At 63.7% G+C, this 21,575-nt stretch carries 14 protein-coding genes; 5 read left to right on the top strand and 9 right to left on the bottom strand.

The features are described 5' to 3' along the window. Positions 1 to 22 precede the first annotated feature (22 nt). Positions 23 to 2,452 carry a TonB-dependent siderophore receptor gene (locus IAE36_RS10065; protein ID WP_442967447.1) on the top strand — a complete coding sequence of 810 codons (2,430 nt, stop codon included), beginning with the start codon at positions 23 to 25 and terminating at the stop codon, positions 2,450 to 2,452. A gap of 14 nt (positions 2,453 to 2,466) precedes the next feature. Here IAE36_RS10065 and IAE36_RS10060 read toward each other — a convergent pair whose 3' ends face one another. Continuing rightward, a complete protein-coding gene (locus IAE36_RS10060; protein ID WP_201212138.1) occupies positions 2,467 to 6,798 on the bottom strand; it encodes an NEL-type E3 ubiquitin ligase domain-containing protein in 4,332 nt (1,443 codons plus the stop codon). Between the two features lie 215 nt (positions 6,799 to 7,013). Here IAE36_RS10060 and nhaA point away from each other — a divergent pair, with 215 nt between their 5' ends. Next, positions 7,014 to 8,345: a Na+/H+ antiporter NhaA gene (gene nhaA / locus IAE36_RS10055; RefSeq protein WP_201212137.1), complete on the top strand. Its 1,332-nt coding sequence runs from the start codon at positions 7,014 to 7,016 to the stop codon at positions 8,343 to 8,345. 159 nt (positions 8,346 to 8,504) lie between these two features. Beyond that, the gene (locus IAE36_RS10050; protein WP_028634281.1) at positions 8,505 to 9,362 is read left to right on the top strand and encodes an SDR family oxidoreductase; all 858 of its coding nucleotides are present in this window, start codon (positions 8,505 to 8,507) and stop codon (positions 9,360 to 9,362) included. 42 nt (positions 9,363 to 9,404) lie between these two features. On the opposite strand, the gene IAE36_RS10045 is transcribed toward IAE36_RS10050, so the two are convergent. The 7 genes from IAE36_RS10045 to IAE36_RS10015 form a co-directional block, all read right to left on the bottom strand. Continuing rightward, entirely contained in the window at positions 9,405 to 9,545 is a 141-nt protein-coding gene (locus tag IAE36_RS10045; protein WP_201212135.1) for a hypothetical protein, read from the bottom strand. A 230-nt stretch (positions 9,546 to 9,775) separates the two neighbouring features. Further along, on the bottom strand, positions 9,776 to 11,503 hold the full coding sequence (locus IAE36_RS10040; RefSeq protein ID WP_201212133.1) for a PAS domain-containing hybrid sensor histidine kinase/response regulator: 1,728 nt from the start codon (positions 11,501 to 11,503) through the stop codon (positions 9,776 to 9,778). Beyond that, a complete protein-coding gene (gene ercA / locus IAE36_RS10035; protein ID WP_060481846.1) occupies positions 11,487 to 12,650 on the bottom strand; it encodes an alcohol dehydrogenase-like regulatory protein ErcA in 1,164 nt (387 codons plus the stop codon). Before ercA ends, IAE36_RS10040 begins: the two co-directional genes overlap by 17 nt. Positions 12,651 to 12,785: 135 nt before the next feature. Then, positions 12,786 to 12,857 carry a pyrroloquinoline quinone precursor peptide PqqA gene (gene pqqA, locus IAE36_RS10030; RefSeq protein WP_080667878.1) on the bottom strand — a complete coding sequence of 24 codons (72 nt, stop codon included), beginning with the start codon at positions 12,855 to 12,857 and terminating at the stop codon, positions 12,786 to 12,788. 118 nt (positions 12,858 to 12,975) lie between these two features. Then, positions 12,976 to 14,496: an acetaldehyde dehydrogenase ExaC gene (exaC, locus tag IAE36_RS10025; RefSeq protein ID WP_028634284.1), complete on the bottom strand. Its 1,521-nt coding sequence runs from the start codon at positions 14,494 to 14,496 to the stop codon at positions 12,976 to 12,978. Between the two features lie 585 nt (positions 14,497 to 15,081). Continuing rightward, positions 15,082 to 15,795 (bottom strand): 3'-5' exonuclease, encoded by a 714-nt coding sequence (locus IAE36_RS10020; protein ID WP_060482900.1) that lies wholly within the window; start codon positions 15,793 to 15,795, stop codon positions 15,082 to 15,084. Beyond that, positions 15,792 to 17,729: a DUF294 nucleotidyltransferase-like domain-containing protein gene (locus IAE36_RS10015; RefSeq protein WP_028633665.1), complete on the bottom strand. Its 1,938-nt coding sequence runs from the start codon at positions 17,727 to 17,729 to the stop codon at positions 15,792 to 15,794. The genes IAE36_RS10020 and IAE36_RS10015 overlap by 4 nt, the downstream gene beginning before the upstream one ends. 213 nt (positions 17,730 to 17,942) lie before the next feature. Here IAE36_RS10015 and IAE36_RS10010 point away from each other — a divergent pair, with 213 nt between their 5' ends. Further along, on the top strand, positions 17,943 to 18,395 hold the full coding sequence (locus IAE36_RS10010; RefSeq protein ID WP_028633664.1) for a response regulator: 453 nt from the start codon (positions 17,943 to 17,945) through the stop codon (positions 18,393 to 18,395). Between the two features lie 33 nt (positions 18,396 to 18,428). On the opposite strand, the gene IAE36_RS10005 is transcribed toward IAE36_RS10010, so the two are convergent. Then, a complete protein-coding gene (locus IAE36_RS10005; RefSeq protein WP_201212129.1) occupies positions 18,429 to 20,609 on the bottom strand; it encodes a malate synthase G in 2,181 nt (726 codons plus the stop codon). Between the two features lie 445 nt (positions 20,610 to 21,054). On the opposite strand from IAE36_RS10005, the gene IAE36_RS10000 reads away from it, so the two are divergent. Continuing rightward, positions 21,055 to 21,573, top strand: coding sequence for a glycine cleavage system protein R (locus IAE36_RS10000; RefSeq protein WP_060482897.1), 519 nt, complete (start codon positions 21,055 to 21,057; stop codon positions 21,571 to 21,573). The last annotated feature ends 2 nt before the right edge of the window (positions 21,574 to 21,575 follow it).

Genomic DNA, 21,575 nt, shown 5'->3' with positions numbered 1-21,575 from the left:
ATTTATGAAGGACATACGCATGATGCGCCGCGCGTTTAACGTCGCCAGCCCCTTGGCCAGGGCCATCCCTCTTGCATTGCTCACCCTGATTGTCGCCCCCGCCACTGCGTTGCCGCTTGCTGCGTCGGCCAGTGAGCAGACAGCCCGCTTCGACATCCCGGCAGGGCCACTGGGCAGCGTGCTGGCCCAATTCGCCAACCGCGCTGGCATCAACCTGTCGTTTATCAACGAATACACGGATGGCCTGCAGTCTCGCGGCTTGCAAGGCGCCTACGACGTCCAGGGGGGGCTTACGCACTTGCTGCAAGGTACCCGCCTGCAGGTGCAGCGCGACAACAACGGCGGCTACTTGCTGATGCCCCTTGCCGAGGGCGGTGACACCGCCCTGGAGCTGACTGCACTGAGTATTTCCGGTAAAGCTCCCGGGGCAGTCACCGAGGGTTCCGGCTCGTATACGACCGAATCGTCCAGCAGCTCCACACGGTTGAACCTTTCACTCAAGGAGACCCCCCAGTCCATCACCGTGCTCACCCGCCAGCGCATGGAAGACCAGAAACTCGATACCCTCACCGACGCACTCGATGCCACTACCGGCATTACGGTCATCAGGGAGAGCCTGGGTGCGGACAGCACCGTCTACATGTCCCGCGGCTTCGCCATCCGCAATTTCGAAATCGATGGCGTCCCCACCTCGGCCAACATGGACAACTACACCCAGAACACCGCGATGTACGACCGGGTGGAAATCGTACGCGGCGCTACCGGGTTGATCAGCGGCATGGGCAACCCGTCAGCCACCATCAACCTGATCCGCAAGCGGCCCACTACTGATCCCCAGGTACAGCTGTCTGCCGAAGCCGGCAGTTGGGACCGCTACGGTCTGGGCGTGGATGTGAGCGGCGCGTTGAACGATGCCGGCACCCTGCGCGGGCGCCTGGTTGCCGACCACCGGGACCAGCATGCCTGGATCGACCGCTTCAGCCAGGAACTGTCCACGCTGTATGGCATCACCGAACTGGACGTCACCGATTCAACGCTGCTGACGCTGGGCTTCAGCCACCAGGTCAGCCACAGCAATGCCCCCATTCGTACGGGCTTTCCGTTGTTCACCGAGGATGGTGGGCGAACACATTTCAGCCGCTCGTTCAATACCGCGCCGAGCTGGAGCTATTACGATCGCCAGCAAAGCACCCTGTTCACCTCCGTGGAGCATCAGTTTGAAAACGGCTGGAGCGGCAAGCTGGAGTACAGCCATGCACGCAACGCCTATGACACCGTCATTGCCTATGTAGACGGTGAAATCGACCCAACCACAGGCGGTGGCGCCACCATCAACCCGACCCGCTGGAAGGCCGCCCCCACCCAGGACAGCCTGGACGCCTATCTGACCGGTGCCTTCCCGTTCCTGGGGCGCGAACATGAGTTGATCGGCGGCGTGACCCTGTCACGCACCGAAGAGCGCGGCACCTCCAACTACGGCGGCTGGCAGAGTGCGCGCACCGGCTACGACGATAGCATCGACAATATCTTCACCTGGAAGGGTCGCTCTCCCAAGCCGGTGTTCACCAAGGCCGGCACCACCGACATGACGGAAACCCAGTACGCCGCGTACCTGACCTCCCGTTGGCACCTGAGCGATGCCGCAAGCTTCATCCTCGGCGCGCGGGTAGTGGACTGGAATCGGGTAAACAAGAGCGCACTGTACAGTGGCACCCACCAACGTACCGAACGCACCGAGAACGGTGTAGTGATCCCTTATGCCGGGCTGGTCTACGACCTGAACGACACCTGGACGGCCTACGCCAGCTACACGCAGATCTTCAACCCGCAGAGCAACCAGGTGCGCGATGTCAAAGGCTCGCCCCTGGATCCCCAAGAGGGCACCGGCTACGAGGTGGGCTTGAAGGCAGACTTCTTCGACAAGCGCCTGAACGCCAGCCTGGCCGTGTTCCGCGTCGAGCAGGACAACCTTGCGGTGGCCGATGGCCGCTTGCTGCAGCCCAACGGCTTCCAGGCCTATCGGGCTGAAAGTGGTACCACCAGTGAGGGGGTGGAGCTGGAGGTCAACGGTGAACTGGCCGAGGGCTGGCAGGTCATGGGGGGCTACTCGTACAACGTCAGTTTCAACTCGAACGATGAGCGCATCGTTACCGAGATTCCGCGCAACAGCGTCAAGGTGTTCACCAGCTATCGCCTGCCAGGCGAACTGGACAAATGGACCGTGGGCGGCGGTGTGAACTGGCAGAGCGAGACCGGCTATGCACTGAGCTACGCCACTACCCAGAGCAGCTACGCGATCGTCAACCTGATGACCCGCTACCAGTTCACCCCGGCGTTGTCAGCCACGGTCAATATCAACAACCTGTTCGACAAGGAGTACCTCACCACTACCGCTGGGGGTATCTACGGTGCACCGCGCAATTTCATGACCACCCTGCGCTACACCTACTGAGCCAAGCCGTGGGCTCAGGCAGAGCCGACCCAGGGATGCCCCATCACCCACTGCAAGGTCAGCCCCAACATCAGCTTGCGCTCGGCCCTGGCACGTTCCTCTGCCAGCGTGCCAATGGCGTCGAGCGTGGGTTTTTCTGCCGACGCCTGGGTCTGCTCCAGCAGCGCTTCGAGTCGGTCGTGATAGGGCTGGTTGAGCACCTCGAAGTGTTTGGCGCAGGTGGCGTGCAGGTAATCCACCCAGAAAGGCCGCTCCAGCAGCGACTGGGCGACCTTGGTGTCGGTTTCCTGCGACAGGATGGTGCTGGCCGCCTGTTGCAACTGGGCTTCGCTGACATTGGAAAACAATCGGTGATACATGTAGCGCGGTTGCGCCGGAAGCCCCAGTGGCCTGACCAGTGCGGCGCGGTAGGCCAGGTGGACTTCCACTTCATCGTGCAGGCCATACGGGTTGGCAGCGCGGGCCTGCTCGATGTGCTGGCTGGCCACCCGGTCGACCTCGTCGAGGCGATACAGCTCACGGCCAAGCTGCACCAGTGCCGGGCCGATGTCGGGCGCTGCCAAACCGGCGGTACGCGTGACCACCAGTGCACGGACTTCGAGCAGGCTCAGTATCAACAGCATCTGGTCTGAGCAGGTGCGGGGGCCTGCCGCCTGCTGGAACATGGCCTGGCGCACCTCGGTGTTTTCCACGCAGGCTTCGATGAGCGCCCAGATGCGTCTGCGCAAGTCCATGCCCTGGTACTCGTAATCCGCTGAACGGCCCAGGTCGTGGATGAAGCGCATCAGGTCATCACTGCCGGGTTCTTGTGACAACTGGGCCCAGTGCATTTCGCGAACCCCACGCTGAGTGGCATCCAGGCCGTCCAGCCAACGCTCCAGCGACTCCTGGCCCCCCGGCCCATGCCTGCGCACAGGCAGCATGGCCGTGCCTTGCGCCCCCAACGTTTCGCGCAGGGTGTGCTGGGGTTCATCAGGCATGGCGTTGTCATGCAGGCTCAAGCCAGCAAGCCGCCTGTGGGAATGGGCCAGGGTCGGGCTCATGTCCTCGACACGGTTGTCGCGCAGGTCGATGTCTTCAAGGGTGGGGTGCATGTAGACCTCGACCGGCAACTCGGTCAGGCCGGTGCTGCGCAGCGACAGACGCTGCAGGTTGAGCAGGCTGCCAAGCGGGGGCAGAAGTGCGATGGGGTTGTACGACAGGTCGAGCGTGCGCAGGCGCTGTAAGGCGGCGAGCCTGGCCAGGCCAGCCTCATCGATCACCACCTGGTTTCGGGCCAGTGACAACGTCATGAGTTGGGTCAAGGCCTGCAGGCCATCTGGAATACCGCCCAGCAGGTTTTCACTCAGATCAAGGGCCTGTACCTGGGTAAAGCGCTGCAAGAAACCCGGGGTGATGGTGTGTAGGTGGGCACGCCGGATGGACACCTGGCTGACGTGCTCGAAGGTGATCGCTTCGGCAAGCACCGGCAAGCTGTCGATGCGCTCGCTGTCGATGACCAGGCGGTACTGGCCGTCAGCGTCCGGGCGCTTGCGCCGCCAGCAGTGGCGAATGCGCCGGGCAATCTGCCGACGACGCTCCGCCAGCGGTGCTGCGGTTGCCTCGCGCCGCCAGGCCGCCAGGCTTTCGTTCAGGTCCAGCAAGCACTGATGCAGATGCCGCAAGTGTTCCCAAGGGGTGTCCCCGCGCAGTCGCACGGTTTCAAGATACGCCTCGACGTCCACATCCTTCAGCGTCGGGAAAACCTGCTGGTAACCATGCAGCAAGGCGCGGCGTGAGCCTTCCGCCCGCCCGCTGAGCGGGTAACCCAGGCGGCCATCGCCCAGCCGCCTGGGCGGGCGTACCCCTCCGGCAACGGGCGCCATTGCCAACAAGGTGGCTGCCTGATCCCGGTCGGCGCTTGCGCGGTCCGCCAGGGCGCTGGCAAGGCCGCGAGATGAGGCGTCAGCCCCCGCAACAGCTTGACGCTGTTCAGCATCCAAGTGCCAGAGCAAGGCCTGGAACAGGTCATCGCTCGCCAGCGCGCCGGGCCGAGCGACACCCTCGCTGTCGGTGGCCAGGTAACCCTGGGGCGTGCGAATCAGGCAGCGCGTTTCCAGGGCGGTCGCACTGCCTACCCGCGCAAGCACATCACCCTGCAGCCGAGCGTCGCGTACCTGAACCTGTACCCCAGCCGGCCATGGCGCCAAGTCATCTACCAGGCCCAGGGCCAGCTGCTCAGTGTCGGTCGTGACTGCCGCCGGCTGCTCGAAGCCCGCACAAGCCCTGTCCAGCCGGGCGTCACGCAGTAACCAGCGCGCCTGCTCGGCCATGGCCAGCGGAACCCGCTGCTGCTCCAGTAGTTGGCTGAGTTGGCTGCCGCTGGCGTGCTCCACCAGCGCGCGCCCAGCCCTGGTAGACAGCGTGGGAAAATCGCGATGCAACGGCTGCGCGGCGCGGCTGGGGGTGCCCTGCATGTGCTGCCAGTGGGCCTCGAAGGCCTCACCGCGCAGCCTGGGGAACCACTCATGCAGCTCATGGCGTTGAGCGGCATCACACAACCGCGCAGGTGCGGGGGCGTCTTCGAGGTGCAGCAGGCGCACCTGGTTTTCGTTCATGGCCACCGTGCGCAAGAGTCGCTTGGCCAACGCGTCACTCACTGCCGCCAGGTTGGACCCCAGGCGCCGCACCAAAAGGCCTGCCCCTTGCCAGTCCTGGGGGCGTTCCAAGCCATGCCGGACGCCGGACGCGCCGTTATCGTGCAGGGTGATGGCTGGCGCGTCGGGCCGTGACGGATGGATCACCGTCGGCACGTGGTTGTCGTCGCCCAGCGGGTACGCCTTGTTCGAGATAGACACATGTAACCGACCCTGGAGGGTGCCCCGCTGCCCGTGTGCAAGTGTCTGCTCTGGCTCTGCGTAGCCCGGAAGGTCGGTGCGGGCCAGGCGCAGTTCGCCGCTCCAGAGGCGCACAGGGGCCAGATCGTCCACTGCAGCCACCCGCGCCGCCAGCTTGACGGCCACTGCCTCGGCCGCCGCACCGCCGGCCATCATCGCAACGCTTTCGGCCACTGCCATCAGGTGCGCCAAGGCCGCCTCGCGGTCGCCCAGCGTCCATTCCTGGTAGCCTTCGTACACCTCGTCCGCCAACTGCACTGCGGTCAGCCCCAGCAAGGGCAAGGCCAGCCCCGGGACGAAAAAGCTCGCGATCCCCAGCGCGTCGAGCCCTACCCCTTTTAGCCAGTGCATGCGGCGGTCGCGCTCCACGCTGTCGACCTTGGTGGTAGGTACGGCCAGTGCCTGTGCATCCTCCAGCAGTGTGTCTACCTGCACTTGGCGCAGGTGGGCGCACAATGGCCCCTCGATACGCTGCCAGCGCCCATCAAGCTCGATAGCGTCCTGCGCGCCTCCGGTGCCCAGCAAACGCTGTAACGCCTGGCTGAAATGCACGCGGTCCTGTTCCTTGATGAAGCGCTCGAAGAACCTTCGGTAACCTGGGTCGCGCAAGCGTGCGCCCAACGCACTGAACCACTGTGCCCAGGAGGCATAGGTATGCATCGCGCCCGCGGGATCATCCGGCACCCAGGCAACTATCCGCTGCAGTGTCGAGGCATCGTCATGCTCCTCGAACACCACCAGGCCGCACATCTGGCGGCCAAGCAAACGGACATCGTTGGCAGCCCACCCTGCCGAGTCACTGGATGCACGTACGGCGTTCGTCACAAGCGCAACTGCTCGCGCATCCAGGTTGCCTTGAGCGCAAGCCATGTGCGCGGCGGCTACCAGCCGGGCGCGCCAACCCTCCTCCAGCACCGCCTCGGTTTGGTGACGGCGGGTGTTGTCCGCCAGCAACACCTGCTTGAGATGCTGCTGGTAGGCGCCCCCTATATCCAGTGACCGGCACAGGCCGGCGAATGCCCGGGGCCGCCAGGCGAACGGCTGGGCCTGTGCGTCGAGCAACGTCGAGTTCTGCAGCCAGGCTGTTTCGGCAGTTTCATGCAAGGTGAAATTGTGCAGTGCGCAGGCGAGCAAACTCTGCTCGAAGGTAACGGGGACAATACCGTCGGGCGCCAAGCCTACGCTGGAGGGGTAACGGATATGCACGGCGCGGCGTAGGGTGGCGAGGCGAACGTCCAGCGGCGGCTGCACTTTTCTGGCCAGCGCCTCGCTGAGGAGCGTACTGGCGAAGGTGTCCAGTGGCTGAATCTGGCGCAGCAACGCCTGAACGGCCTCGCGTGCACGCTGCTGCTCGGCAAGCGCCTGTTGCAGCGCCGTCAACTGCTCGGCAGTAGCGTTGGTCAGCCACGCTGGCAAGCGGCTGGCAATGAAGGTATCGACAGATGTATCTGCAAAAGGAAGTGTATCCATGGTGAGCTCCGTCATGGCGAAACCCTCATGGAGCCTGGATCACACGCCGGTGCAGCGGTATCTATCTACGCTTGCATCAGAAATACCTTGCAAGCTTAGCCTCCCCTGTTATCCCCACATCCGCTACAATCGCGCCTGGGTGCTAGCTGCGTGGTGCAGTGATGCAGGTTAAAAAACTACGCAGGTCGGGCCGCCATGCGGGAGTTTCTGCGCCTATGCATAACACCCAACTGCCCCGAGCCCAGCAACTGGCCGAACGTGCCCTCGCCCGTTTCGAGCACTTCCTTCACATCGAGGCGGTCAGTGGCGTCGTCCTGCTGATCGCTGCCATCGCCGCCCTTGTCTGGGCCAACTCACCTGCTGCTGCCAGTTACGAAGCCCTGTGGCACACCCCGATAACCCTGGGTGTAGGTTCGCTGGTGTACGCCCAACCGCTGCACTTTTGGGTAAACGATGGGCTGATGACCATTTTCTTCCTGGTGGTCGGCATGGAGATCCGCCGCGAGATCCATGAAGGCGCCTTGGCCAACCTGCGCCAGGCAACCTTGCCGATGGTTGCCGCCATTGGCGGGGTGGCCGTGCCGGCACTGGTTTACCTGGGTTTTGGCCACGCAGCTGACGAGCAGCGGGGCTGGGCGGTACCGACCGCCACCGACATCGCATTCGCCGTTGGGGTACTGGCCTTGCTCGGCAAGTCGATCCCGTCCAACGTGCGGGTTTTCCTGCTGGCCCTGGCGATCATCGATGACATCATCGCCGTGCTGATCATCGCCGTGTTCTATTCCGGTGGGCTGGACTACAGCGGTTTCGCGGTCGCCGCCCTGGGCCTTGCGCTGGTGGTAGGGCTGCAGCGCATTGGTGTCGGCTCCGCCTACGCCTATGTCATCCCGGGCGCCATTACCTGGGTGGGTGTGCTGATGACCGGTGCCCACCCAACGCTCGCCGGCGTGGTGCTGGGCCTGATGACCCCGGTCACTGCCCGCCCCATGCGCGAAACGCCACTCGAAGCGGTGACACGTTTCACGCAGGAGCTGGTGGGCCGCGCCCGCAACGCCGGCAAGGCCCCTGGCGACTTGCTCAGCCCGCTCAAGCACCTGCGCCTGGCGCAACGGGAACTGCTGCCGCCTGTGGTTCGCGTGCAAAGCGCCCTGCACCCGTGGGTGGCTTACGCGATCATGCCAGTGTTTGCCCTGGCCAATGCCGGGGTGAGCGTGGGGGGCGTAGACCTGGGTGCCCAGGCGCCTCACGGGGTGATGCTGGCAGTAATGCTGGCGTTGGTAGTGGGCAAGCCCGTCGGCATCGTCAGTGTCAGCTGGCTGATGGTGCGCTTGGGGTTGTGCTCGCTGCCCGCAGGCGTCACCTGGAGCGGCATCACCTTGATCGGCCTGCTGGCCGGCATCGGGTTCACCATGTCGATCTTCATCGCCAACCTCGCCTTCATCGAGCCGGCAACGCTCGGGGCCGCGAAGCTGGGTGTGCTCTCAGCCTCCGTCATCGCCGCCCTGCTGGGGCTGGCGTGGGGGGTATTGAGGGTACGCAAGGCCTGACCCGCGACGTGCCCGCTGCGCCACGGCGCAGCGGGTTTCACTGCCCTGCAGGCAACCCGCCCCTGCGCCGCTCGTCGTACCAAGCCCAATCAGACTCAACGCAACCGGCGCTACCCATTCGAACAGGTATGAGCATTCTCAACTGCAGGAGCTTCTACCATGCGCGAATACCCTACCCCGCCCTTCCCATCCCAGCCCCAGGCCGTGCCAGGCTCCCAGCGCAAGATGGAGCCGGTACCCGATTGCGGCGAGCATAGCTATAAAGGCCATAACCGGCTGGAGGGCAAGAAGGCCCTGATCACCGGCGGCGACAGCGGCATAGGCCGTGCAGTGGCCATAGCCTATGCGCGCGAAGGGGCCGACGTGGCCATTTCCTACCTGGACGAACACGAAGACGCCAAGGAAACCGCCCGCTGGGTGGAAGAAGCCGGGCGCAAGTGCCTGCTGCTACCCGGCGACCTGGCCCAGAAACAGCAATGCCGGGCTATCGTCGAGCAAACCGTCGCCCAGTTCGGGCGCATTGACATCCTGGTGAACAACGCAGCGTTCCAGATGGCCCACGAGGCCTTCGAAGACATCGACGATGATGAATGGGTAAAAACCTTCGACACCAACATCACCGCGATTTTCCGCATCTGCAAGGCCGCCCTGCCGTCGATGCCCAAGGGCAGTTCGATCATCAACACCAGCTCGGTGAACTCGGACGACCCGTCTTCATCGCTGCTGGCCTATGCCGCCACCAAAGGCGCCATCGCCAACTTCACGGCAGGCCTTGCGCAATCGCTCGCCAAGCGCGGCGTGCGGGTGAACAGCGTGGCACCGGGCCCCATCTGGACTCCCTTGATCCCCGCCACCATGCCCGATGAGGCTGTTAGAAACTTCGGCTCTGGCTACCCCATGGGTCGCCCGGGCCAGCCGGTGGAGGTGGCCCCTATCTACGTCCTCCTGGGGTCTGACGAGGCCAGCTACATCAGCGGCTCGCGCTATGCCGTCACTGGCGGCAAGCCAATCCTTTAAAGCGACGCCAGGCAAGCCTTAATGGCTTGCCTGCACACGCCATCACGGCATCAGAATGGCCTGGGGGTGATCGATACAGGGCACGGGCACCAGGCTTCGGTTGGCCATCAGCCACTCGCGCATACGCACGGTATCGAATATCTGCCCTTCTTCCATCATTGCCAGTATCAGGTCCTGGGACATTCGGTAACACCCGCACACCGCACATTGGCGCTGCTCCCAGCCACTGCTGCATTCTATGGACTCGGCCTGCCCCGCGCATATCAGACAACTCATGTTAGCCCCCTATTGTTCTTGTTCAGCTGCGAGCAGCTGCAAGGTCAACCCGGCTGCGCCGTGCCCGCTTTACATGAGATATCCATGCCAACCTTAAAATTCCCTGACAATGCCCGGATGTTGTCAGCCAGATGGCGTCAGGCCAGCAATTGGCTCAACACCGCCCGTAACTTGCCCGGCTTGACCGGTTTGTTGAGTATCGGCATGCCCAGCGCCTGCAGCGCCCGGCGGCATGAGTCGCTGCGGTCTGCCGTGATGACTACCGTAGGGATGTGCTGGGCGAAATGCGCCCGCAGCCCGCAAGCCACATCGCAGCCCAGCACACCATGGTCAAGGTGGTAGTCGGCCAGAATCAATTCAGGCGCCTGGCCCTGCAAGGCCAGCAAGGCAGCCTGCTGGTCGGTGGCGGTGACCACTTCGCACCCCCATTGGCCCAGCAACGCGCCCATGCTTTGCAGAATGCTCGCTTCATTATCCAGCACCAGCAGGCGCCGCCCCGGCAGCGGGTCCCCCGCCATCGACAGCACCTGGCAGGGGCGAACCTCCACTGGCAGTGCATCGGCCAATGGCACCTCGATGCTGAACACCGAGCCCCGCCCCGGCCAGGAGCGCACCTGTACCGAATGGCCGAGGATCTTGGCGATGCGCTCGACGATGGCCAACCCCAGGCCCACACCCTTGCGGTCCGCAGCGCGGCCCACATCCAGCTGGTTGAACTCAAGGAAGATGGCCCCCAGGCGATCTTCGGCGATGCCCCGCCCGGTGTCCCAGACTTCCAGCCGCAGGTACCGCCCGCGGCGCCTTGCCCCCAGCAATACTCGGCCCTCGGCGGTATAGCGGAACGCGTTGCTGAGCAAGTTGCGCAAGATACGGGTCATCAGCCGCAGGTCGGTGCTGACGGCATGTTGCCCGAACCGGGCACGCAACGGGATGCCCGCTGCATCGGCCACCGAGCGGAACTCCGACACCAGCGGCGCGAACAGCGCCTCCAGGTGATACACGGCAATGTCCGGCTTCACCGCCGCCTGGTCCAGGCGGGAAATGTCCAGCAGGTCGGTAAGCAAATCCTCGGCGCCTTCGAGGGCCTGGTGGGTACGCTCCACCAGCACCTGCTCGGCTTGGGGCAGCTGCCGCTCGCGCAGGGTCGAGATGAGCAGCCGGGCGGCATTCAGCGGTTGCAGCAGGTCATGGCTGGCGGCAGCCAGGTACTTGTCCTTGCTGCGGTTGGCGGTTTGCGCGGCGTCCCTGGCATCACGCAGCGCCCGGGCAATCTGCTTGCGCTCGGCAATCTGCTGCTGCAGGTTGCGGTTGGCCTCCAGCAGCTCGTCGGTGCGGGCGGCTACCCGCTGCTCAAGCTGGTCATTGAGCTGCTGCAGGTGTTGCTGGGCCAGCTTGCGCTCGGTGATATCGGCCACGAACCCCTCGACCAAGGCTTGCTGGCCGGGCTTGAGCAGCAGGTTCATCAGCACATCGACAGGGCTACCGTCCCGGCGCCGCAGGCGGGTTTCGTAGCCATGCAGGCTGTGCTCGCGGGCCAGGGTGGCGGTAATCGCCTGCAGCTCCTGAGCGCCGCCGACGAACAGGTTGGCGGCGAGGTCCTTCAGGCTGAACAGCACAGCCTGCGGGTCGTCATACCCCAGCATGCGCGCCAGCGCCGGGTTGGCGGCGCGCATCCCGTCTTCCAGGCTGGCCTGGAAAATGCCATGAACTGCGTTTTCAAACAGCCACTTATAGCGGTTTCGCTCTGCCTCCAGTTCATCCAGCCGGGCGGCCAGCTCGGGGTAATGGCTCTTGCGCGCCGAGTGGTCACCCAGGCCCAGCAACCCGGCCAGCGCCCGCTGCTGCTCCTCAGAGGGCCTCGCCATACACGACCTCCACGTCCCGCTGGCTGGACGCGCGGGGGTTGGTAAGAATGCACGGGTCGCCCATGGCATGCTGGGACAAAAACGGTATGTCGCTGGTACGCACACCGTGCAGGCCCAGGGTTTCATGGAAGCCCATGGCGTGCTTGAGGGCGATCAGGTGCTCCACCAGGCGCGCGCAGATCTGCCGGTGGTTCAAGCCCCGGCAGTCGATGCCCATCACCTCGGCAATCACCTTGAACCGCTCCGGCGCCGAGCTGTAGTTGAATGCCACCACATGCTCGACCAGCACGGCATTGCACAACCCATGAGGCAGGTCGAGAAAGCCGCCCAGGCTGTGTGACATGGCGTGCACCGCACCCAGGATGGCATTGGAAAACGCCAGCCCCGCCTGCATGCTGCCCAGCATCACTTTCTCGCGCAGGCCAATGTCGCGGGGGTTGGCGATCATCTCCACCAGGTTGCCATTGATCAGGCGCATGGCTTCCAGGGCATGGGGGTCGGTCAGCGGGCCGTGCCCCGTGGAAACGAACGCCTCGATGGCGTGCACCAGCGCGTCGATGCCGGTACAGGCCGACAGGAAGGGGTCCATGCTCAAGGTGGTCTGCGGGTCGATCAGCGACACATCGGGCACCACCGCCTTACTGACGATGGAGAACTTCATGCGCTCCTGCTGGTTGGAGATGATCACGAACTGCGACACATCCGCCGATGTACCGGCAGTGGTCGGGATGAGGATCAGCGGCGGGCTGGGCACGCGGATCATGTCCACCCCTTCGAACTCGAGAATGCTGCGGCCATGGGCGACCACGATGCCGATGGCCTTGCCGCAGTCCATGGGGCTGCCCCCACCCACCGCAACGATCACATCGCAGTGGTGCTCGCGGTAGAGATCGGCGCCGAGCATCACCTCTTCAACCCGGGGGTTGGGCGATACCGCGCTGTACAGGCAATAGTCGATGCCCTGCGCCTGCAGGCTGGCCTCGACGTCCGCGACCCAACCGGCAGCGATCACGCCGGGGTCACTGACCACCAGTACCTTGCGCGCGCCGAAGGTTTTGGCGTAATTGGCCACGTTGTGCCGGCAACCGGCACCGAAGATGATTTCAGGCGAGACGAACTTGCGAAGCGGGCTGAAACTCTGGCTCATGGGCAAGCCTGTTCTTATTGTTCTGGAAGGTAGCCGCCAGCGTAATGCATCCCCCAGCGAAAGCAACCAGACCAAAGTGCCAACCAGGCGTGTGGCCGGCGCCGGCCGCCGTCGTGGCGGCCGGTGCCTGATGCCTCAACGGTTGGCGAAATACATCGTCACTTCAAAGCCGATGCGCAAGTCGGTATAGGCGGGTCGGGTCCACATGGGCAGGTCCTCTTCTTGTGCCGGGCGATTCCGGTAAAGGCATTAATGCACGGGGGGCGTCACGGCCAAATGCTACTTTGGAACGAACTTTCCCCCGGCAGGGACAGGCGGCACTACTTCAGAAGAAGCCCAACGGGTTGATGTCGTAGCTCACCAGCAGGTTCTTGGTCTGCTGGTAGTGGTCGAGCATCATCTTGTGGGTTTCACGCCCCACGCCAGACTTCTTGTAGCCACCAAAGGCAGCGTGGGCCGGGTACAGGTGGTAGCAGTTGGTCCACACGCGCCCGGCCTTGATGCCCCGGCCCATGCGGTAGGCGCGGTTGATATCGCGGGTCCACACACCGGCGCCCAGGCCGAATTCGCTGTCATTGGCGATGGCCAAGGCTTCGGCCTCGTCCTTGAAGGTGGTTACACCCACCACCGGGCCGAAGATTTCCTCCTGGAACACGCGCATCTTGTTATCGCCCTTGAGCAGGGTCGGCTGGATGTAGTAGCCGCTTGCCAGGTCCCCCTGCAGCCGCTCCGCGCTGCCACCGGTGAGCAACTGCGCACCCTCGTCCTGGGCGATCTGCAGGTAGGAGAGGATCTTGTCGTACTGCTGCTCCGATGCCTGGGCGCCCACCATGGTGTCGGTGTCCAGCGGGTTGCCACGGGTGATCTTGGCGATCTTCTTCATGACCTCGGCCATGAAGGGTTCGTAGATCGATTCCTGGATCAGCGCACGTGAGGGGCAGGTGCACACCTCACCCTGGTTGAAGAACGCCAGTACCAGGCCTTCTGCGGCTTTTTCGATGAACGCAGGCTCGGCCTGCATGATGTCTTCGAAGAACACGTTGGGTGACTTGCCGCCCAGCTCCACGGTAGAGGGGATGATGTTGTCGGCAGCGCACTTCATGATGTGCGAACCCACCGGGGTGGAGCCGGTGAAGGCGATCTTGGCGATGCGCTTGCTGGTGGCCAGCGCCTCCCCTGCCTCGCGGCCGAAGCCTTGCACGATGTTGAGCACCCCTGCCGGCAGCAGGTCGGCGATCAGCTCGGCGAACACGGTAATCGACAACGGCGTCTGCTCGGCCGGCTTGAGTACCACGCAGTTGCCGGCAGCCAGCGCCGGAGCCAGTTTCCAGGCAGCCATCAGCAGCGGGAAATTCCAGGGGATGATCTGGCCCACCACGCCCAGGGGCTCATGGAAGTGGTAGGCGACTGTGCCTTCGTTGATCTCGGCCGCTCCACCCTCCTGGGCGCGGATGCAGCCGGCGAAGTAGCGGAAGTGATCTGCCGCCAAGGGCACGTCGGCATTGAGGGTTTCGCGCACAGCCTTGCCGTTGTCCCAGGTCTCGGTCACCGCCAGCAGCTCCAGGTTCTGCTCGATGCGGTCGGCGATCTTGAGCAGTACCAGGGCACGGTCCTGCACCGAGGTTCTACCCCATGCATCGGCTGCAGCGTGGGCAGCGTCCAGGGCCTTGTCCACGTCTGCGGCCGTGGAGCGCGGGAATTCGGCGATGGGCTGGCCGTTGACGGGCGAGCTGTTGGTGAAGTACTGCCCAGCCACCGGCGCAACGAACTCGCCGTTGATGAAGTTGCCATAGCGTGGCTTGAAGGACACGACGGCGCCTGGGGTTCCGGGTTGTGCGTAGATCATGCTGAGCCTCTGCGGGTCGATGCCTGTCCAGCGACAGGCGATGCAGCGATGGTATGAAGCCCGCGCAGGGGGGCGAATGCATCGTTGGCAGGGGGCGGCTCGTCATTTGGTCGTAGGCGCGCGTGGCGGGTTCCAATCACAGGCAACCCAAGAGCCTGTGGAAGACAATAGCTCCCACAGTGATTGCGCCAGCTTTGAGATCTTATGGAAGACAGTTTCACACACAAAGATTGCGCAATTTTTCTGACTATGAAGTGTGGGTGCCTCTGTGGGAGTCTGATTCTGCTGTCTGTCTCGTTGGTGACCTTCTTTGTCTGGTCCTTCAGCCGCCAATGCCCCGCAGCCCCGCTGCGTCGCCAAGGCCAGTTGGGCGCTTCCGCCTGATCAGGCGCCCTTGCGGGTGAACCGCCATCCTGTGGGAGCGGGTTTACCCGCGAAACAGACAGCGCGGTGCATGGCACCGGCTTCGCCGGTGTTCGCGGGTAAACCCGCTCCCACAGTGATTGCGCCAACTTTGAGGCTTTGTGGAAGACAGTTACTCCCCCCAGGCCCAGCTACGGTGACGCCTCTTGGGATTCGCAGGCGCTATAGACCGTGGGTATGAGTATTGCGCCGGCGCCAGCCGCGCAGCCGTTGTTCCAGCTGCAGCGGGCTGTCCAGTTGCTGGCGCCTGGCCTGGCTGAACAGGATCAGGGCCAGCTCCGCCGTCACCTGGGCGTCGGCACTGGCATGATGGCGCTCCTGCACCTGCAGGCCAAAGCGCGCTACCCAGTCGTCCAGCCCGGCTTCGCGCAGCACCGTGTCAGGGTTGAGCATCGGGGCAATTTCTGCCACGTCCAGGAAGGGCACCTGCAGGCGGTGGCCCAGGCTCTGTTTGAGCGCTCGCGCCAGCATGCGCTGGTCGAAGGGGGCATGAAACGCCAGCACCGGGCTGTCGCCGATAAATTCCAGCAGGTCGAGCAAGGCTTCGGCCGGGTCGCAGCCTGCCGCGAGGGCATCGGGGCCCAAGCCATGGATCAGCACGCTGGCGTTGGTCTTCTGCTCGGGCCGGTGCAGGGTGCGCTCGAACTGCTGCGCGAAGTCCAGCGCGCCGTCTTCGATGGCAACCGCACCAATCGACAGCACTTGGTCGCGGTGGGTATTCAGGCCGCTGGTTTCCAGGTCCAGCACTACCCAGCGCTGTTCGCGCAGGGTGCATACCCCCAGTGCCGCAGGCTTGGGCAACCGGGCCAGGCGCTGGCGGGCCAGGGGGGGCAGCTGCGGTGTCGCACTGGGGCGGAGCCAGGTAAACAGGCTCACAGCTGGTACCGCAACGCCAGGCTGCTTTGCAGGCGCTGGGCCTGGCGCAGGGACTCGCGCAAAATGCGCCGGTCCAGGTGGTTCAGGCTGTCCGGGTCCAGGCGGTTGGAGTACGCCAGGTTGTCCCGCGCCTGCCGCTGGTGTTGCTGCATGCGGGTTTGCTGGATGAAGTGGTAGGCCTCCTCATAGGCCGCGCCGTCCAGTGGCTCGATGATCCCCTTGGCCACCAGTTGGCGAATCCGCTCGAGGGTATTGCACGCCCCTACGCCATTGGCCAGCGCCAGCAGCCGGGCACCGTCGACGAAGGGGGTGAGGCCCTGCACCTTGAGGTCGAGGGTGGCGGCCTTGTCATTGCCCTGGCGGGTCAGCACGAAATCACGCAAACGGCCAACGGGCGGGCGCTGGCGCAGTGCATTGTCTGCCAGCATGCGCTGGAAGATGCGGTTGTCGGCCACCTGCTCCAGCAAGCCCTGGCGCAGTTGCTCGCAGCCCTGTTCGTCGCCCCACACCACGCGCAGGTCGAAATAGATGCTTGAGCCCAGCAGGTTTTCCGGGCTGGCCTCACGCACGAACCCCGCAAAGCGCCGTGCCCATTCGCTGCGTGACAGGCACAATTCGGGGTTGCCGGCCATTACGTTGCCTTTGCACAAGGTGAAACCGCACTGGGCCAGGCACTGGTTGATGTACTGCGCCAATGGCAGCAGGCGGGCACGGATGGCGTCGGCGGCAGCGCTGTCGGCAGCTTCGAACAGGATGCCGTTGTCCTGGTCGGTGTGCAGTGTCTGCTCGCGGCGGCCCTCGCTGCCGAAGCACAGCCAGCTGAAGGCGACCCCGGGGTCGCCACGCTCGGCCAGTGCCAGCTCGATCACCCGGCACACGGTATGGTCGTTGAGCAGGGTGATGATCTGGGTAATCTGCGTGGACGAAGCGCCGTGTGCCAGCATACGCTCCACCAACTGGCTGATTTCGCCACGCAGCGAAACCAGGCTTTCCAGGCGCGGGGCATGGCGAATGGTGCGGGCCAGGTGCACCAGGTCGACCCGTTGCAGCGAGAACAGGTCGCGCTCCGACACCACACCACACAGCCGCTGGTTGTGCACCAGGCACACATGGGCGATATGCCGCTCGGTCATGGCCATGGCGGCGTCGAAGGCGCTGGCCTGTGGGCTCAGGTAGAACGGCTTGGCGGTCATGTTGCGCTCGATCGGCGCGTTCAGGTCGGCATCGGCCGCCGCCACCACTTGGCGCAGGTCGCGCAGGGTGAAGATGCCGGTTGGGTAACGCTGCTCGTCCACCACCACGATGCTGCCCACCTGCTGCTCGTGCATCAGCTGCACGGCCTCGCGCAGCGGCGTATCGGCGCTGCATACCACCGGGTGGCGCATGGCGAGCTCGCCCAGCGGGGTGTTCAGTGAATATTGTGTACCCAAGGTTTCCACGGCACGCTGGCGCACTTGCTGGTTGACCTGGTCGAGCAGGCTGCTGACCCCACGCAAGGCAAAATCGCGGAATACCCCGGACATCGAAAACACGCGGATGAACGCTGCCTTGTTCAGTTGCAGGCAGAAGGTGTCATCACCGGCCAGGTGTTCGGTACGGGTGGCCCGTTCGCCCAGCAGGGCCGCCAACGGGAAGCATTCGCCGCTGGTGATCTCGAAGGTGGTTTCGACGCCAGGTTTCACCCGGTGCTGGCGCTCACCGACCACGCGCCCTTGTTTGACGATGTAGAAGTGCTCCACCGGGCCGTCGGCGGGTTTGATGATGCTCTCACCGCTGGCATAGAAGCGCAGCTGGCACTGTTCCACCAGATAGGCCAGATGGCTGTGTTCCATCTGGTTGAACGGTGCGAAGCGCTGCAAGAACTGCAAGGTGCCCTGAATGTTCTGCAACACCGCCGTTCTGCCCGCCTGGTTGTAGGCGTCCTTTTTGCTCATCGACCTGACCGTATCGCTACGCCGAACTATATATATCTATATATAGGTGCCGGCTTTGTTGTTTTCAGTCTCCATGGTCGGGCCGCAGGGCGGTGGTGCCCATTGGACGTAAGTCTATGGGCTGCCCCTGTCAAAGATCCGACGAAAGGCCAAACGGGTGGCGAATGTTCTGCGGTCTTACCACTGAAGCGAAAATTTTTTGACGAGACGACCATGACCGAGCATACCGATATCCTGAGCGACGCGGAGCGCGAGGCATTGGCAGCCGTGACATCACCCCCGCCGTTGCGGCCTGTGGTGCTGGTCGTCGATGACAACCCCGTCAACAGTGAGGCCTTGGGTTATTTCCTGAAAAGCCGCGGTATCGATTGCATGACCGCCGACGGCGCCAAGGAGGCGCTGTGGAAGCTGCATTGGGAGCCGCGCATCGCCCTGATGATCACCGACCTGCGCATGCAGCCCGAAGATGGCCTGGAGCTGATCCGCAAGGTGCGCATGATCCCGGACTCCGGGCGGGCTTCGCTGTCGATCATCGTGGTATCGGGCGATACCGACGTCAAAGAAGCGGTGGATGTGATGCACTTGGGGGTCGTGGACTTTCTGCTGAAGCCGGTGGACCTGGACAAGCTGCTGGAGTTGGTGAGGCGGGAGCTTAAGCTGCAGTAGAAAATGGGGGCTGCAAAGCAGCCCCCAAAGCACTCAATTGAGACCGTTACGGGCCTTGAACTCCCGGCGACGGCGGTGCAGCACCGGCTCGGTATAGCCGTTGGGCTGCTTGCCACCTTCCACCACGAGCTCCACGGCAGCCTGGAATGCCACGTTATCGTCGAAGTTGGGCGCCATTGGCCGGTACAGCGGGTCGTTGGCGTTTTGCTTGTCGACGACCACGGCCATGCGCTTGAGGCTTTCCAGCACCTGATCCTGGCTGACCACGCCATGGCGTAGCCAGTTGGCCAGCAACTGGGCAGAAATGCGCAGGGTGGCGCGGTCTTCCATCAAGCCGATGTTGTTGATGTCCGGCACTTTCGAGCAACCCACGCCCTGGTCGATCCAGCGAACCACGTAGCCAAGAATACCTTGGGCATTGTTGTCCAGCTCGTTGCGGATTTCCTCGGCCGACCAGTTAGTGTCTGCGGCCAGCGGGATGGCCAGGATATCGTCGACCGAAGCCGGGGTGCGCGAGGCCAGTTCGCGCTGGCGGGCCTGCACGTCCACCTTGTGGTAGTGCAGGGCGTGCAGGGTAGCAGCGGTAGGCGAGGGCACCCAGGCGGTGTTGGCGCCGGCCAGTGGGTGGGCGATTTTCTGCTCGAGCATGGCGGCCATCAGGTCGGGCATGGCCCACATGCCTTTGCCAATTTGCGCGCGCCCTTGCAGGCCTGTGGCCAGGCCCACGTCAACGTTGTTGTTCTCGTACGCGCCGATCCATTTCTCGTTCTTCATGGCGCCCTTGCGCACCACTGCGCCGGCCTCCATCGAGGTGTGGATCTCATCGCCGGTGCGGTCCAGGAAGCCGGTGTTGATGAACACCACACGCTCGGCAGCCGCCTTGATGCACGACTTGAGGTTGACCGTGGTGCGGCGCTCTTCGTCCATGATGCCGACCTTGACGGTGTTGCGCGGCATGCCCAGCAGGTCTTCGACCTGGCTGAAGATTTCGGCGGCGAAGGCGACTTCTTCAGGGCCGTGCATCTTCGGTTTGACGATGTACACGCTGCCGGTGCGGGTGTTCTTGCGGCTGCTGTTGCCGTTGAGGTTGTGCAGCGCCATCAGGTTGGTGAACAGACCGTCCTGAATGCCCTCTGGCACCTCGTTGCCCTGGGCGTCGAGGATGGCCGGGTTGGTCATCAGGTGGCCCACGTTGCGTACGAACAACAGCGAACGGCCATGCAGGGTCACGCTGCCGCCGTTGGGGGTTGCGTACTCGCGATCCGGGTTCATGGTGCGGGTGAAGGTTTTGCCCCCCTTGCTGACGCTTTCGGCCAGGTCACCTTTCATCAGGCCCAGCCAATTGCGGTAGACGATGACCTTGTCATCGGCGTCCACGGCGGCGACGGAGTCTTCGCAGTCCATGATGGTGGTCAGTGCCGATTCCATCAGGATGTCTTTGACACCGGCCGCATCCGTGCTGCCAACTGGCGTGCTGGCGTCGATCTGGATTTCGAAATGCAGGCCGTTGTGCTTGAGCAGCACGGCAGTGGGGGCGGCGGCGTCGCCATGGAAGCCGACCAGTTGTGCGTCGTTGCGCAGGCCGCTGTTGCTGCCGCCTTTCAAGGCGACTACCAGCTTGCCGTCCTCGATACGGTAGGCGGTGGAGTCTACGTGTGAGCCGGCCGCCAGTGGCGCTGCTTCGTCCAGGAAGGCGCGCGCGAAGGCGATGACCTTGTCGCCGCGCACCTTGTTGTAGCCCTGACCTTTTTCAGCGCCGCCTTCGTCACTGATGGCATCTGTGCCATAGAGGGCATCGTACAGCGACCCCCAACGGGCGTTGGCGGCGTTCAGGGCGAAGCGGGCGTTCATGACCGGCACCACCAACTGTGGCCCGGCCATGTGGGCGATTTCTTCGTCCACGTTCTGTGTAGTGGCCTGGAAATCGTCGGCTTGTGGCAGCAGGTAACCGATTTCCTGCAGGAAAGCCTTATAGGCTGCGGCGTCGTGGGCCTGGCCTGTGCGTGCCTGGTGCCAGGCGTCGATCTTGGCTTGCAGCTCGTCGCGCTTGGCGAGCAGGGCTTTGTTCTTTGGAGCGAGGTCATTGATGATCTTTTCTGCACCTGCCCAGAATTGCTCGGCGACGATGCCGGTCTCGGGGATGGCTTCGTTGTTCACGAAGTCGTGCAGGACCTTGGCGACCTGAAGGCCACCGACTTGAACGTATCCAGTCATTGCTTGCCTCACTCTGCTCAGCTATTTCGCTCTTCTGTATTAAGCCTATAGCGCTTCATCAAACACGGCACCCGTGCATGCGCCCGGGCGGGCCCGAACACGGCTGGGTGCGGCCTGCCCTAACGAACGGCAGGCAACGTGCCTGCTTCACAGGCGCCTCGGCAGACATCCACACGACGTTTTGTAGTCCGCGCCACGGGATACTACATGAAGCAGCACACGGGGCAACATCAGACTAAAAGCGCCTTTGTGCGACCCATTGGTCGCGCAGGGTCACGTTGGGAAGCGGTATGTTCGCAAGAAAACGTGTGATTGTTCCAGATAAATCTAAAAACAGTACACGATTTGTATCCAGAATTGCCCTGCGGCAGGTTGCCGCGCCTTGCCTATACTGAACCGGTGGGGTTTCCAGCCGCCTTGCGCAGACTGACATGAGGAACGACGCGTGGACCATCTTGTACTCACTGTAATTGCCCCCGACAAGGCCGGGCAGGTGGAGCGCATTGCCCAATGCATTGCCGACCACCGTGGCAACTGGCTGGAAAGCAGCATGTCGCGCATGGCTGGGCAATTTGCCGGCATTCTGCGCGTTGCCGTGCCTGCAGATCACTATGAAGCGCTGGTGCAGGGCCTGGAGGGGCTTACGAGCCATGGCATACGGGTGCTGATCGCGCAGAGCGGCGCCGACGCTGCCAGTTCGTCCAAACCTATCGCCATGGAGTTGGTGGGCAATGATCGGCCTGGGATTGTGCGCGACATTACCCGCCTGCTGGCCGAGTTGAAGGTCAATGTGGAGCGCTTTACCACCGAGGTGCGGCCAGCGCCCATGAGCAGTGAGCCGCTGTTCCACGCCAATGCGCTGCTGGCACTGCCACTGGATGTGCCACTTGATGCATTGCAACAGCGCCTGGAGAGCCTGGCGGACGACCTGATGGTCGAGCTGGAGCTTCGGGCGCAGGACTGATA

Origin of the sequence: Pseudomonas sp. S36, assembly GCF_016647875.1 — a bacterium.
Taxonomy (GTDB): Bacteria; Pseudomonadota; Gammaproteobacteria; order Pseudomonadales; family Pseudomonadaceae; genus Aquipseudomonas; species Aquipseudomonas parafulva.
Note: the sequence above shows the minus strand (reverse complement) of the source record. Positions and strands in the feature narration are given on the sequence as shown.

Bases quoted from the DNA above. Each gene is read 5' to 3' on its own strand.
- IAE36_RS10065 (WP_442967447.1), top strand. From the start codon at position 23: ATGCGCCGCGCGTTTAACGTCGCCAGCCCCTTGGCCAGGGCCATCCCT.
- IAE36_RS10060 (WP_201212138.1), bottom strand. From the start codon at position 6,798: ATGGATACACTTCCTTTTGCAGATACATCTGTCGATACCTTCATTGCC.
- nhaA (WP_201212137.1), top strand. From the start codon at position 7,014: ATGCATAACACCCAACTGCCCCGAGCCCAGCAACTGGCCGAACGTGCC.
- IAE36_RS10050 (WP_028634281.1), top strand. From the start codon at position 8,505: ATGCGCGAATACCCTACCCCGCCCTTCCCATCCCAGCCCCAGGCCGTG.
- IAE36_RS10045 (WP_201212135.1), bottom strand. From the start codon at position 9,545: ATGTCCCAGGACCTGATACTGGCAATGATGGAAGAAGGGCAGATATTC.
- IAE36_RS10040 (WP_201212133.1), bottom strand. From the start codon at position 11,503: ATGGCGAGGCCCTCTGAGGAGCAGCAGCGGGCGCTGGCCGGGTTGCTG.
- ercA (WP_060481846.1), bottom strand. From the start codon at position 12,650: ATGAGCCAGAGTTTCAGCCCGCTTCGCAAGTTCGTCTCGCCTGAAATC.
- exaC (WP_028634284.1), bottom strand. From the start codon at position 14,496: ATGATCTACGCACAACCCGGAACCCCAGGCGCCGTCGTGTCCTTCAAG.
- IAE36_RS10015 (WP_028633665.1), bottom strand. From the start codon at position 17,729: ATGAGCAAAAAGGACGCCTACAACCAGGCGGGCAGAACGGCGGTGTTG.
- IAE36_RS10010 (WP_028633664.1), top strand. From the start codon at position 17,943: ATGACCGAGCATACCGATATCCTGAGCGACGCGGAGCGCGAGGCATTG.
- IAE36_RS10005 (WP_201212129.1), bottom strand. From the start codon at position 20,609: ATGACTGGATACGTTCAAGTCGGTGGCCTTCAGGTCGCCAAGGTCCTG.